Source organism: candidate division WOR-3 bacterium (assembly GCA_039802005.1).
Lineage (GTDB): Bacteria > Hydrothermota > Tepidihabitantia > SM23-42 > JAOAFX01 > JAOAFX01.
The window spans coordinates 51,109-64,941 of record JBDRVV010000004.1 but is presented as its reverse complement, the minus strand read 5'-3'; the positions used below and the strand labels follow the sequence as shown (position 1 = coordinate 64,941).

General features: G+C 37.4%; 12 protein-coding genes and 1 tRNA gene. 7 read left to right on the top strand and 6 right to left on the bottom strand.

What is annotated here, in order from left to right; all coding sequences use genetic code 11:
* The first annotated feature begins 49 nt into the window (after positions 1–49).
* The 4 genes from ABIL69_02325 to ABIL69_02310 are packed head-to-tail and all read left to right on the top strand — an operon-like array spanning position 50 to position 4,483.
* Positions 50–295, top strand: a complete 246-nt coding sequence (locus ABIL69_02325; GenBank protein ID MEO0122822.1) for a hypothetical protein — start codon at positions 50–52, stop codon at positions 293–295.
* The gene (gene thiC, locus ABIL69_02320; GenBank protein ID MEO0122821.1) at positions 292–1,539 is read left to right on the top strand and encodes a phosphomethylpyrimidine synthase ThiC; all 1,248 of its coding nucleotides are present in this window, start codon (positions 292–294) and stop codon (positions 1,537–1,539) included. The genes ABIL69_02325 and thiC overlap by 4 nt, the downstream gene beginning before the upstream one ends.
* A gap of 2 nt (positions 1,540–1,541) precedes the next feature.
* Complete coding sequence (locus ABIL69_02315) at positions 1,542–3,131, top strand: methyl-accepting chemotaxis protein (GenBank protein ID MEO0122820.1); 1,590 nt, start codon at positions 1,542–1,544, stop codon at positions 3,129–3,131.
* Positions 3,131–4,483, top strand: coding sequence for a sigma-54 dependent transcriptional regulator (locus ABIL69_02310; protein MEO0122819.1), 1,353 nt, complete (start codon positions 3,131–3,133; stop codon positions 4,481–4,483). The genes ABIL69_02315 and ABIL69_02310 overlap by 1 nt, the downstream gene beginning before the upstream one ends.
* Positions 4,484–4,560: 77 nt before the next feature.
* Here the strand turns inward: ABIL69_02310 and ABIL69_02305 are convergent.
* From ABIL69_02305 to ABIL69_02280, 6 genes are all read right to left on the bottom strand, one after another.
* Positions 4,561–4,646 (bottom strand) — tRNA-Leu (locus ABIL69_02305).
* 211 nt (positions 4,647–4,857) lie between these two features.
* Entirely contained in the window at positions 4,858–5,190 is a 333-nt protein-coding gene (locus ABIL69_02300; GenBank protein MEO0122818.1) for a MerR family transcriptional regulator, read from the bottom strand.
* Positions 5,191–5,201: 11 nt separating this feature from the next.
* Positions 5,202–6,188: an NAD(P)H-dependent glycerol-3-phosphate dehydrogenase gene (locus ABIL69_02295; GenBank protein MEO0122817.1), complete on the bottom strand. Its 987-nt coding sequence runs from the start codon at positions 6,186–6,188 to the stop codon at positions 5,202–5,204.
* Entirely contained in the window at positions 6,185–6,784 is a 600-nt protein-coding gene (gene plsY / locus ABIL69_02290) for a glycerol-3-phosphate 1-O-acyltransferase PlsY (protein ID MEO0122816.1), read from the bottom strand. The genes ABIL69_02295 and plsY overlap by 4 nt, the downstream gene beginning before the upstream one ends.
* On the bottom strand, positions 6,781–8,058 hold the full coding sequence (gene der, locus ABIL69_02285) for a ribosome biogenesis GTPase Der (protein MEO0122815.1): 1,278 nt from the start codon (positions 8,056–8,058) through the stop codon (positions 6,781–6,783). The genes plsY and der overlap by 4 nt, the downstream gene beginning before the upstream one ends.
* Positions 8,046–9,266, bottom strand: coding sequence for a DUF512 domain-containing protein (locus ABIL69_02280; GenBank protein ID MEO0122814.1), 1,221 nt, complete (start codon positions 9,264–9,266; stop codon positions 8,046–8,048). The genes der and ABIL69_02280 overlap by 13 nt, the downstream gene beginning before the upstream one ends.
* Before the next feature lie 172 nt (positions 9,267–9,438).
* Between ABIL69_02280 and ABIL69_02275 the strand changes: the two genes are divergently transcribed.
* The 3 genes from ABIL69_02275 (at position 9,439) to ABIL69_02265 (ending at position 13,773) form a co-directional block, all read left to right on the top strand.
* Entirely contained in the window at positions 9,439–10,161 is a 723-nt protein-coding gene (locus tag ABIL69_02275; protein ID MEO0122813.1) for a ComF family protein, read from the top strand.
* Between the two features lie 417 nt (positions 10,162–10,578).
* On the top strand, positions 10,579–13,329 hold the full coding sequence (locus ABIL69_02270) for a kelch repeat-containing protein (GenBank protein MEO0122812.1): 2,751 nt from the start codon (positions 10,579–10,581) through the stop codon (positions 13,327–13,329).
* Positions 13,330–13,485: 156 nt separating this feature from the next.
* Positions 13,486–13,773, top strand: a complete 288-nt coding sequence (locus ABIL69_02265) for an acylphosphatase (protein ID MEO0122811.1) — start codon at positions 13,486–13,488, stop codon at positions 13,771–13,773.
* The last annotated feature ends 60 nt before the right edge of the window (positions 13,774–13,833 follow it).

The window sequence follows — 13,833 nt, the reverse complement described above, 5'->3', positions numbered from 1 at the left end:
CTTGACAGCTTTACATTTTAGCATATAATATAATTTATGAGGAGGCAGAATGACTTTTATCACTACGCTTGATGTTATTCCAGGTCGTGCTGATGAATTGCTCAATGCAGTCAAGACTTTAAAAGTTCCCGAAGAAATAAAGATTAGAGAATTTTTATCACTTTTTGGCAAACCGGATTATGTTTTAATATTTGAAGCACCAAATGAAGAAAAGGCAATGAATTTTATATTAAAATTTGTTGCATATGCAGTTCCTAAGACCTCCCTTGGTGTTAATGTGGAGTATGCAAAATGAATGATTTGATTGGTAAACTGGCAAAAGAAGAAGGGATAAGCACCGAGACATTGAAAAAAAATTTAAAAAACGGAACCGCGGTTTTAATAAAAAGTCGCCTTCATAAAATAAAACCCCTCATATTAGGAAAGGGATGTCGGACGAAGATAAATGCCAATATAGGAACATCGCCTGATTTTGCAAACTTAAAATATGAGTTGAAAAAATTAAAGGTTGCTATTGAGAGTGGTGCTGACGCGGTGATGGATTTGTCAACGGGTGGAGATATTAATAGAATCAGAAGAGAGATTTTGAATGCATCAAGTGTGGCAGTGGGGACGGTACCGATATATCAAGTGGCGATTGATATGCGCAAGAAGAAAAAGCCTTTTACAAAGGCGAGTGTTGATGAAATATTTGAAACAATAGAAAGACATCTTGAAGATGGCGTTGATTTTATTACGGTCCATTGTGGTATCACCAGGGAAGCAATAAGGGGAATGGAAAAAAAGAGAAGAGTCTGTGGTGTGGTGAGTCGTGGTGGTTCAATGATGATTGAATGGATGAAGGCAAATAATAAAGAAAATCCTCTCTATGAATATTACGATCGTCTGCTCAAGTTAGCAAAGAAATACACAGCAACACTTAGTCTTGGCGATGGTTTGAGACCTGGTGCGATTAGTGATGCTACAGATGAATATCAGATAAGAGAACTTGTGATAATTGGTGATTTAGTAAAAGAAGCAAGAATGAATGATGTTTCGGTAATTGTGGAAGGGCCGGGACATATTCCAATAAATGAGATAGAGGCAAATATCAAATTACAAAAAACAATATGTGATGGTGCACCATTTTATGTGCTTGGTCCGTTGGTGACAGATATTGGAGCAGGCTATGACCATATCGTTGCTGCAATCGGAGGTGCCCTTGCTGCTTATTATGGGGCGGATTTTTTATGCTATGTTACTCCTGCTGAACACCTCGGTTTGCCAAGCGTGGAAGATGTGCGTGAAGGTGTTATTGCCTTAAAAATTGCTGCCCACGCTGCAGATATTGGTAAAGGCTTGGTTGGGGCAAAGATGCGTGACCTTAATTTGTCTAAAGCAAGATTCTCTCTTGACTGGAAAAAAATGATCAACCTTTTGATTGATCCCGTAAGGGCGAAGAAAATATTTTTACGTAAACGTTCTCATTCCGCACTCACCTGCACTATGTGTGGTGAGTTCTGTGCGATGAAGAAAACCCAGGAAATTTTCAGGAGGTGATAATGAATACCAACGAAGATATGAGGTTGAAAGGTTTAAATTTTGCCAAAAAAGGCAGTATGGCAACTATGCTATTCTGCCTGTTGTTTGAGGTGGTATTTTTATTCGGTGCAATTTTAAAGTTCTTTCCAGTTCCAATCTTTATACCTGTTCTTACCGCAATTGTCTTTATTTTCGGGCTGGTCATTTACATACTGTCAACCAAAAATATCTATTCGCCTGTAATTCCTTATATCATAACTACCGTGACTGCAACAATTTTAACATTTTGTCTATCATTTATTCAACCTCAATTAAGAATTCCGTTCTTTTTGATATATTTCTATATCATCTTGCATCCGGGCTACCTGCTCGGGATAAAAAATGGAATTTACGCCATTGCCCTTGTAGACTTTGCTTATGTTTTAATGTTGGTTTTGACTCAGAACTTATACCCGGAAATAAATTTGGGGATGGAATTAGTTAAACTAATTTTCTTAACATTTGTTTCTTTCTTACTCATTGTAGACTTTGACCGTGACCTTGTGCGCCTTAAAGAACTGCAAGAAGTTTTGAAAAAAGTGGAGAAGGGAGATTTGCATGTACATATTGAAGAAAAGGGAGCACCGGACGAAATTTATTTTTTAGGCAGAACTATTAAGACTCTCGTTGAGACCGAGGCAAATATAATAAAACTGGTCGTTGATACATCTAAACAATTGAGCGAAATCAGCGCACAGATTGCATCAACATCAAATGAGTTGTCAACGGCAATTTCAGAGATTGTATCTACAACCCAGAAGATGACCGAAGGCGTTGACCGCCAGTTTCAGGAACTTGATAAATCAATTTCTATGGGTAAGTCTTTAAGTGAAATAAGTTTTTCAGTTGTTGATAACATAAAAAAAGTTGAGACTCACGCTGAGAATTTTTCAGCAAGTGCAAATAATGGATTACAGATGAGTGATATGGCATTAAAAAATATAGAGATTATAGGAACCAGGTATGAATATCTTATTGGATTGATGGCAAAATTACATGATGTATCAAATACAATTACGAAAATAATAGAGACTATCAATAAAATATCAGAAAAGATAAATATTCTCTCCCTCAATGCCTCCATTGAGGCTGCTCGTGCGGGTGAGTTCGGAAAGGGTTTTGCCATTGTTGCTGATGAAATAAAGAAACTTGCAGATAATACCCAGAACTCAGCGATGGAGATCGGGGAAATAGTAAAAGAAATGATTGATTCAATAAAAAGTGTAGCGGAAAGCTCCGAAGAAGTAAGAAAGGCAATATATGATGGAAATCAGGTTGTTAAATCCACAACCGAATCATTACGCACAATATCAAATGCGGTTATTGAATTGAATGGGGCAATAAAAAATATCAAAAATGTTATTTCCAAAGAAGAAGAAGAAATTACTGCAATGTTGAAACAAATAGAGGACTCATTTAATATTTCAAAGGATAATTCTACTGCGGCAGAGCAAATCCTTGCTTCGCTTGAGGAACAATCAGCAGCAACTGAGGAATTTGCTGCCACAAGCCAGGAATTGCTAAATATTACTGAAAGGCTCGCAAAGGTAATACAGAATTTTAAAATCTAATGGCAGATATACTAATCGTTGAGGATAAAACAAGTTTTGCTGAGATATTGAAGGTGGCACTTGATGATGCAGGTTTCTCAACCTTAATTGCCCGAAATGGGCGTGAGGCTATTCAGATTTTTAAGAGAGAAAAGATAAATCTTGTATTGTTGGATTTACGTCTTCCCGACATTGATGGTATTGATGTCCTCCGTGAATTGAAAAACATTGATTCAGAGGCAAAATTTATTATAATGACGGCATTTGGTACAGTGGAGAGAGCGGTTGAAGCAATGAAAATGGGTGCCTGTGATTTTCTTACCAAACCATTTGATACAGAGCAACTTATTATTTTAGTCAAAAAGATCATTGGGGAGCAAAGAGCCCAATATGAAAACATTCTGCTCAAAGAGATGGTCCAAAATATCCATGGTTTCCCTGAAATTGTAGGTGTGAGTGAAGTGATAAAAAAATCAATTGAGTTACTCAAAAAAGTTGCACCAACTGAAGCAACTGTGCTTTTTCTTGGTGAATCAGGGACTGGAAAAGAACTATTTGCAAGGGCCTGTCATAGTCTATCGCCCCGAAAGGAGGCTCCGTTTGTAACCATAAATTGTGCAGCGATACCAAGTGAATTGTTGGAAAATGAATTATTCGGCTCAGAAAAAGGCGCGTTTACCGGTGCGGTGGCACGGAAGATTGGAAAATTTGAACTTGCTCATAAAGGCACAATATTTCTTGATGAGATTGGAGATCTGGGTATTGATCTGCAGGCAAAAATATTGAGGGTCATTCAGGAAAAAACATTTGAACGTCTGGGTGGAACTGCTTCAATAAAAGTTGATGTCCGCATAATTGCGGCAAGCAATAAGGATTTACATACCCTCGTTAATGAAAGAAGATTTCGGGAAGACCTTTATTACAGATTAAGTGTTTTCCCAATAATAATTCCACCATTGAGAGACAGAAAAGAAGACATTCCTTTGCTTGTTGAACATTTTTTAAAAAAAATAAAATCAAATAAGAAGATTTCGGAATCTGCCCTTCAAAAATTAATTAATTATGATTGGCCCGGAAATGTGCGTGAACTGGAGAATACCATTGAGCGGGCAAATATACTGGCTGGAGAAACTATAAATTCTGAACACATCCTGTTGCCATTACAGACAAAAAAGAGAGCGGAAGTTTTAGTGGGAAATATGGATTTAAAGACCGCAGCAAATTATGGCAGAGAAATGGCTGAGGCAGAACTTATCAAAAAGACTCTTGAGCAAACAGAGTGGAATAAAGCAGAGACGGCAAGGAGACTGAGGGTATCATATAAGACACTCCTGAATAGAATTGCAAGATATAGGCAGAAAGGTCTATTGTAATTCAAAATTTCAAATGTCAAAATCCAAAGTTTAATCCGACGCACAAAGTGGCGGGGTTGGCATTTATACTACGACAATGCCGGGAGCCGGACTTGAACCGGCACTCCCCTTGCGGGGAAGCGGATTTTAAGTCCGCTACGTCTACCAATTCCATCATCCCGGCAACGATAATATAAATCAATACTAAAATCTTTTTATCGCCTCACGGCGATAGGATTTTTCCCGCAAACAGCATGCGGGATTTCGAATTCCGCTAAACGGAAGCGGAATTCTCAAAAGTCCGCTACGTCTACCAATTCCATCATCCCGGCAAACATAATTATTATATTCAACATAAAAACCTTGTCAATCAGGATTCTAAAATTTAAAGATTTTTAATCTAACAGAGAGCGGATTTCTTTTAACTCCTCTTTCACTTCTTTTATAATCTTTACTGCATCACTTAACGGCAATGTTAATTGTTCCGGACCTTGGGTTATAGATGCCAACTTTTTTCGCGCACCCGCTATTGTAAATCCCTGTTCATACAAAATTACTTTTATCATACGTGCTATTTCTATATCTTTCTGAGAATAAAATCTCCTGCCCAGTCTATTTCTGTGTGGTCTAAGCATAGGAAATTCTTTTTCCCAGTATCTCAATACATAAGCAGGAATTTCAAGCATTTTTGCTACTTCTTTTATAGAATAAAACTCTTTCTCAGCCATCCTTACCTCCTCTATTCATTTTTTAATGGTCTTAACATTAAACTCTTTAAACCCTGTAAAGGGGATTTTCTTTTGTAAATGATTTCATAAACAACCTTTGATATTGGCATTTCAACATTATATTTTTTTGCAAGTTCCATTACCGCCCTTGCAGTCGGTACCCCTTCGGCAACCATTACAAAATCTTTTTTTATTTCTTTTACAGATTTACCCCTGCCGAGCATCTTGCCAAATAAATGATTTCTCGATTCTTCACTGAAAGATGTGGTTATCAAATCGCCAAGACCTGATAACCCATAAAATGTTTTAGGATTTGCGCCCATTTTTGAGCCAAGCCTTTGAATTTCTAAGATACCCCGTGATATTAATGCACCTTTGGCATTAGAACCAAACCCTAATCCATCACTTATTCCGCAGGCGAGCGCCAGTACATTCTTAACCGCACCACCAAGTTCAACTCCGATTACATCGTCAGATATGTAAATTCTAAAATTTTCCGCAGCAATCTCGGGTTGTAATTTTTTTGCCCTATCTAAATCATAACTGGCAAGGACGACAGCGGTCGGTTCATTTCTTATTATCTCATTTGCAATTGAGGGACCTGATAACACAAAACATTTACTTTCAGGAAATCTGTTTTTGATAATTCCTGATGGTAACTGGAGGGTTTTTATATCAATCCCTTTTATTAAACTCAAAAATTCTTTTGTTTTTATTTTTATTTTTTCCATTTCGATTAAAACATTTCTCAATGTCTGGCAGGGTACTGCAAATACTATTAGGTCACAATTTTTTACTATATTTTCCAAACGCCAATCAATCAAGATTGAATCAGGGATTCTATATTTTAAAAGAAATGGACTGTTATCTCTTGTTTTCTGAACCTTCTCAGCACGTTTTTTATCAAATTCCCATATTTTTACACTATGACCATTTTTATACTGCATAATGCCGAACACCGAACCCCAGTTACCACATCCGAGAATTGCTATATTCATTTCTTCCTCCACAGGATTGTTTTTGATTCTGTTTTGTTTATTAATCTTTTTATATTTGAACGATGGGCATAGAGCACGAGTATACTGATAATTACAATCAAAATCTTTTCACTCGGTTCTGATTTTCCAATCAAAAATGTAGCAATGGAAAGAATTATTGCCATACTTATTGAGGCGATTGAAACTATATAGGTACTTAGATAAATAATCAACCATACGCCAATTGCTATCAAAAATGGTTGGGGCACAATACTTAGAGCAACGCCAATCGTTGTTGATACCCCCTTTCCACCTTTAAAATGAAAAATAGGATTAAAGATATGCCCCAGGATTGCTCCGGCACCTGCAAAGGCGGGATAGAGATTGAAAGAACGGGTAATGAGTACTGGTAAAAAACCCTTTAACGCATCAAGTAAAAATCCAATGATGAAAAATGTTAAACCAAGAGATCTGCCAAGATTTGTTGCGCCGATATTGCCGCTTCCGGTTTTCTTCAAATCAACACCTTTTATAAGTCCCAACAAATAAGAAAATGGTATTATCCCGAATAGCATTCCAATAAGAAAAGAAATCAGAATATTTGTTATATTCATCATTTATTTTTCCTTGTCTGTTCAGTTTTGATAATTATAGGAACACCAGAGAACCCGAAATAATTTCTTATTGTGTTGCGCAAATATTGAATATAATTTTCTTTTAATTGGACTGTTGTTTGAACCCTGAATCTTGGTGGATTTGTGTCAGTTTGGGTTATCTTTAAAATTCGGCCGTTCGGTGGAGGTTTGAGTGAATCTGGTAAATCCTTAAGGGTTTTTGTACTTGCCTTTTTGTTGAGTTCTGAATAAACATCAATTATTACCTGAAGTAATCTATCAATGCCAATATTTTGTTTTGCTGAAATAAGAACAACGGGTGCGAAATCAACGAACCTAAATGATCCAATCGTAGAATGTAAGATTTTTCTGTATTCCTGTTTATTCAATAAATCAATTTTGTTCGGCGCAATTATTATACCTTTTGCCTTTGATAATAATAATGATGCAATGTGACAATCTTCGTGAACCACACCCTGGGTGACATCAAATAGTACTATTCCAATGTCAATATCATCAATGATATGCATCACCCGCATCATTGAATAGAATTCTATCGGCTCTTTTATGCGGGAGCGTTTTTTTAACCCGTATGTATCTATGATTTCAATCTTTTTGTCTTTGAATATAAACTGGGCATTGACGAGATCCCTTGTTGTTCCTGGCTTTTCGTCAACCACTGCCCTCTCTTCCTTGATGATTGTATTAAGGAGTGTAGATTTACCCGCATTTGGTCGTCCTAAAATTGCAATTTTTATTAAACGCGTATCTTTTTTAATTTTTATAACGGGCAACAATTTTATCGTCTCATCAAGCACCTCACCAAAACCAATTCCACCTTCAGCCGAAACTGCAAATACTTTATTAAATCCCAATTTGTAAAATTCATTTATTACAGGCAAGAGCGATTTATTATCAATTTTATTGATAAGCAAATAAACGGGTTTATTTAATCTACGGAGCAGTTCGGCAATTTCCTGTTCCGCAGGCATTAATCCCGCCCTGCCATCAACAACAAAGTATATCAAATCTGCCTGCTTCAAGGCGAGTTCAATTTGATACATAATTTTTCTGGCAAGAATATTTTCTTCCTCAGGAAAGAAACCACCGGTATCAATCAAATTAAATATCCTTCCCCGCCAGAAGACTTCTCCATAAATTCTGTCTCTTGTGACACCAGGGGTCTCGTGGACTATGCTCAGCCTTCTGCCGACAAGACGATTGAATATTGATGATTTACCGACATTCTTTCTGCCGACGATTGCTACTGTAGCCATAAGAGCAATTCCTTTATTGAATATGGTGAAACAATATAATTTATTCCATTAAGGTTAAAATCATCTAAAAATTTTCCATTGTCATTCACACAATTTGGTGGAAGGATAATTCGGTCATATTTTTTCGCGGTCAATCTCAATGCGTTATATATATCATTGCCAGTAAGCAACCCGGAGACTGTGACCATATCACCAAAGAATCTATTTTTTACCGGAAGGACATCAATGAAAAGTTTTTTACTAGCTAATTTTTTCTTTAGATAATTGATAAAAGGGTAGGCAAGTTCACCAGTAACAAAGAGAAATTTCCCCGAAATTTTATTCAGACATTTAATTGAATCAATCTCATCAAGCAACTGCCTTACCATACCTATCCCATTTTCATATTGATAAAATTCGTCGTAGTAATCCCTTTCAGGAATAGGGATTCCTGCCTTAATAAAAAATTCATCCGCGATATAAACAAATCCCCGGTTTACTTTCTTTCTAAAATTTAAGTGCATTAGATTTGTATCTTTAACGATTTTTAAAGCAAGTTTTTTATTTACACCTGAGAATTTTTTTAAAAATTTTGTTTTGCCTACGGGCACGATACCAACTGAAGATACACCCGGGAATAATCTGAAAAGGTCATTGACGGTTTTTTCTATATTTATTCCATCTGTTAATCCGGGAATCACAACAACCTGACAATGAATTTTGATATCCCCCTCAATAAGTTTTCTTAATTGTTCAACTATAAGTTCGGCTCTTTTGTTTTTGAACAACCTTGAACGTAAAATGGGATTTGTAGTATGAACCGAAACATACAGGGGTGAGAGTCTCATCTTTATTATACGTGCTATATCTTCATCGGTTAGGTTAGTAAGACTCAAGAAATTCCCAAAAATGAAAGAAAGACGATAGTCATCATCGCGGAAATATAATTCTTTTCGCAAACCTGCAGGCAATCCTTTAATAAAGCAATAATCACAGTCGTTCTCACATTTTTTATAGCGGGGTTCTTCAAGGATAATATTTATATCTTCTCCAGGGTTTAAAGATATTACCTTTTTACTTCCGTTCATTGTGAATACGAGATTTCTTTTCTTCGTAGAATCATTATAGAAAAAGTAATCAAATATATCATTGAGGGGATTTTTATCAATCGTTAATAATCGTGCATCTCTCGGAATTCTTGAATCACCGGAGTTCAATACCCGCACCATATAAGATTATAGGAAAATTTTGCCAAATTTCAAGTAGTTTCTAACTAAATTTTCTAATTGCATTGAATATGGATTGTTTTCCGAAATTAATTGGATAATAAAAGACGGTGTGGTAAATTACTTTCCTTGACATCGCCGAAATTTTGTGTAATATCATTTGTAGTACATAAGAATGGAATTAAAAAAAATTTTAAATTATATAACAGGAAATTTAAATTGCTTTATTGATTTTATACTCCCCAATTTCTGTATTATCTGTGGAAAGGAGATTGAACGATATCTGGTATGTGATAATTGCCTTGACCTCATTCTCTATCCAAAATCTCCTTTGTGTCCGAATTGTGGTAGACCAATCAATGATACGAAAACCTGTAGATTCTGCAGATATGAGAAAACCCTTGATTATGGCAGGGCGTTTGCATTATATGTGTCCCCGGTTGATACAATCATACACCATTTAAAATATCGTGGTAAAACACAACTTGCTAATTTTTTTGGTATGGGTATGTCAGGGGTTTTGAAAAACGACTTTTATCTGCGGGATGCAAACCATTTAGTCCCGGTACCACTTTTCTGGTGGAAAAAACTTCGCAGGACTTATAATCAGGCTGAACTGCTTTCAAAAATAATCAGTCAGGAAACTACTATATCTGTTTTAGACTGCTTGATTAGAATCAAAAATACCAGAACCCAGACACGCCTTGATCATAAAAAAAGGCAGGATAATGTCAGGAATGCGTTTAGATTAAAAAAGGAATTTTCAGTTAAAGATAAAAAAATTATAATTATTGATGATGTGATGACTACCGGTGCAACGATTAAAGAATGCGCAAGGGTGTTGAAAGATAATGGGGCAAAAGAAGTTTATTCACTCGTGGGCGCAATAACACCTTAAATCAGAATAAGTTTTAACTATTTATTGTAAAAATTTTCCATATTTATTTAATAACTTGGGAAAGATATTTGGGGTTCTGAACTATAACAAATCGGGGTATTGACATTTTGCCAAAAAGGAATATAATATATCACCGCTAATAATTGCAATCAAACGATTATTAGGTAATTCTAAGAAATTAAAAGGGAAAAGTTGATAGGTTACTACATGGGCAATAGAAAAGTTTATCCCTATTGCTGAATAGTATTCCTACTATCTCTAATACCTTTGTCAAAGAAAGGGGGTGATAAACAGAAACAAGTAGACACGGATTTTGCACGAAAAAAACTTATTTAAAGTACATATCCGTGTCAATCCAACCTTTTACAAATAGGTTGGTTTATTTGTAATGATTATCTTAATAAAAAAGGAGAAGAAATGAAGAAATTATTAGGCTTATCATTGATTCTGATTTTTGCATTGGTTGTCTTTGCTGATAACAACACTGATGCACAAAATCAGAATACTATGCCTACATTAAAAAGTCCAATCAATGTAGGTATAAGTCAGGAACCGATTCTCGGTGACCGTAGTGAGTTACTGTTTGACCAGGCAGCAACTGGTTATTATACCTTTGATGCTTGCCAGTGGGATAGTGTCTATCCTTTTGAAGCTGAGATTGCGGATAATTTCAGTGTACCTTTTGAAACAGATGTTGATTCCCTTGTCTGGTGGGGTGGCTACTGGAACGGTACACCTACTCTCCCTGTAGATTTCTGGATAAAGATATATGAAGATAGCACGGGTGCAAGTGGTCCCCAACCAAAGCAGGCCCCTATTTATGTTGCGCGCGTATCATTCACCGAGCAGAATTTAGGTCTGTATTATCAATACACTGCAAAAATTCCACCATTCCACGCTTTTCCCGGAACTCGTTACTGGATTGAATTTGAACCGACGCTACTCTTTCCTCCACAATGGGGGAATAATTGTTCCTGGCCCGCTAATAATCCTGGCTGGGGTGATGGCCAGCAGATGTATTTCAAGAGCGCAGTCTTTGGTTTTCCCCAGTGGGTTCCTGCGACCACAGTCTTTGGCAATCCGCACGAATCCTCATTCCAGATTTATGGAACTACTTCTGCACCAGTCAGTTATATCTGGGATTTTGAGACCGGTCATCAAGGCTGGACTCATACTAATGGTCAAGCATTTCCGGCTGGTTGGGATGTTCAATGGTCACAACTCCACGCATCCTGGGCTTGTCCTTCACCCGGTGATTCATCTTACTGGATTGATAGTGATGCGGCTGGAACGGTTACCATCAATGACACTGCCTATTCCCCTGCGGTTAGACCTCCAATGAATATGTTTTTATTGAAGTTTGGCTACTCCTTTTACTGGTATAGTGGCGGTTATAGTGAGAAATTGGCGGTTGGTGTGCGGGTATTTACTGGCGGTGCCTGGCAGGCACCTGTTGAACTTCGGAGCTGGCAGAATGCAAGTTCAGGGCCAGCCTGGGACTCAGTAGATGTCTCGGCATATGCAAGTGCTGAATCAATAAGGGTTTATTTTGCCTATACCAATGCTTATTGGGAGTGGTATGCGGCATTTGATAATGTAGAACTTAGAGGGAGCTTACCACATGATGTAGGAACAATAGCAATCGCTGCACCTGGCACCACCGTATTTCCGAATACTGCAATCAATCCAGTTGCTACCTACAAGAATTTTGGTCAAAATAATGAAACCTTTAATTGCTACTTCAAAATAGACTCTTCAGGAACAACCATTTATAATCAATTTATAAATGTTACACTTCCTGCTGGTGAAGATACAACATTGACCTTTCCTACCTGGACAACCGGACCAAACAATGGCATCACCTATAATGTATATGCCTTTACAGCTCTCGGTGGTGATGCAAATCCATCCAATGATACAATTTCAAAAACCACAGTTACTCAATCTTCTTTCTGGAAGATATATTCTAATCCAATGCCTGCACCTAATTATTACCATGCCTGTGTCTATACTGATGTTACTGGTACACCAACAGTCTATTCACTTGGTGGGAATACTGGATCTGCAACCAATGCAATTTATGCGTTTAACTGTACCAATGAAACCTGGACAACACTATCAACAGTTCTAAATCACGCAACCCAGAGATGTGTAGCTGCTGTTGTGGATGGTAAGATCTATGTCATAGGTGGCGGTGATGATAGCTTTAATGCCTTGAACTACAATCAGGAATTTGACCCGGTTGCTGGAACTGTTATTGACCGAGCAAATCTCCCTGTTGGTAGACATTTCCTCGGTGCAGTTGCCTGGCGTGATACCCTGATATATGTAATCGGTGGTCAATCTGGTTCAACTTACTACAACAGCGTTGATATCTATAACCCCGCAAATAATACCTGGACAACTGGAACCAACCTGCCAACCACAAATCGCTCATTCGCAATTGGGATTTCTGGTGATACTATATTTGTTGCGGGTGGTTATAATGGCGATTATGTTACAAATTTATACATTGGCGTGATTAACCCAACCAATCCCCAATCTATCACCTGGTCCCAGGGTCCTAATATTCCGACCGGACCATCAGGCACACCTGGCCGCTCAAGGGTTCAGGGTGCTTGTGTCCTTGGCAAGTTCTACTTCACGGGTGGTGATGACCACGGTGTACCTGCCTACGATACCTGGTATTATGACCCAGCAGATAACCAGTGGCATCAGAGTCTTAATAAACCGACTCCAATTTCTAATGCTCAGAATGCAGTCTATGTTCCAACCTTGAATGGTGGTACATTCTTCTGCCCGGGTGGTTACAATACCGCAAGTGGTACAGCAACTAATGCTACAGAAGGTTTAATTAATCTGGGTGTATATGGAATTTCAGAAAAACCTGATGCACATAAGATTAATTCAACCTTTGGTTTTGCATCCAATATGTCCAATCCAACAAAGGATGCAGTAATTGTTTATACCCTTACGAGAACAACCAATGTTTCTCTTAAAGTTTTTGATGTAACCGGCAAACTTGTTACTACACTTGTCAATGGCATGGAATTAGCAGGTACCAGAAAAATCTCTTGGGATACCAAAAATCTTGCAAACGGGATTTACTTCTTGAAACTTGAAGCAGAAGGTAAGGTCGCGACCCACAAACTTATTCTTGTAAAATAGTTTCTGATCCAGAGATAATGAGCCCCGCTTAAAGCGGGGCTCTTTTTTTAGAAATTAATTTTGTAAATTATATGCAACAGAAGTAGTTATTTTGCAGTATTGATGCCAACTTATTGTTATCCATTGACCGATTATCTTAAATTAGTATAATACTATATGAGCTATTCACGCGTTCATTTATATATATCGGGTCGCGTTCAAGGCGTCTTTTTCAGGGTGCATACACAAGAACTTGCGCAAAGACTGGGTATTACTGGTTGGGTGAAGAATCTTGATGATGGCAGGGTAGAAATCATCGCCGAAGGTAAAGAAACTGACCTGCAAAAACTTATTGACTGGTGCTGGCAGGGACCACCGGGTGCAAGGGTTGATGATGTTGAGATAGTTTATGAGGAGCCAACAAGCGAATTTAGAAGTTTTGATATTAAATACGGTAAATGGTGAAAAACAATGGCATTTGATAAAAATAACATAAAGAATTTTAAACCAAGGTGAGGAGGCTCA

Coding starts and splice junctions, on each gene's coding strand:
- ABIL69_02325 (MEO0122822.1), top strand. CDS start 50: ATGACTTTTATCACTACGCTTGATGTTATTCCAGGTCGTGCTGATGAA.
- thiC (MEO0122821.1), top strand. CDS start 292: ATGAATGATTTGATTGGTAAACTGGCAAAAGAAGAAGGGATAAGCACC.
- ABIL69_02315 (MEO0122820.1), top strand. CDS start 1,542: ATGAATACCAACGAAGATATGAGGTTGAAAGGTTTAAATTTTGCCAAA.
- ABIL69_02310 (MEO0122819.1), top strand. CDS start 3,131: ATGGCAGATATACTAATCGTTGAGGATAAAACAAGTTTTGCTGAGATA.
- ABIL69_02300 (MEO0122818.1), bottom strand. CDS start 5,190: ATGGCTGAGAAAGAGTTTTATTCTATAAAAGAAGTAGCAAAAATGCTT.
- ABIL69_02295 (MEO0122817.1), bottom strand. CDS start 6,188: ATGAATATAGCAATTCTCGGATGTGGTAACTGGGGTTCGGTGTTCGGC.
- plsY (MEO0122816.1), bottom strand. CDS start 6,784: ATGATGAATATAACAAATATTCTGATTTCTTTTCTTATTGGAATGCTA.
- der (MEO0122815.1), bottom strand. CDS start 8,058: ATGGCTACAGTAGCAATCGTCGGCAGAAAGAATGTCGGTAAATCATCA.
- ABIL69_02280 (MEO0122814.1), bottom strand. CDS start 9,266: ATGGTGCGGGTATTGAACTCCGGTGATTCAAGAATTCCGAGAGATGCA.
- ABIL69_02275 (MEO0122813.1), top strand. CDS start 9,439: ATGGAATTAAAAAAAATTTTAAATTATATAACAGGAAATTTAAATTGC.
- ABIL69_02270 (MEO0122812.1), top strand. CDS start 10,579: ATGAAGAAATTATTAGGCTTATCATTGATTCTGATTTTTGCATTGGTT.
- ABIL69_02265 (MEO0122811.1), top strand. CDS start 13,486: ATGAGCTATTCACGCGTTCATTTATATATATCGGGTCGCGTTCAAGGC.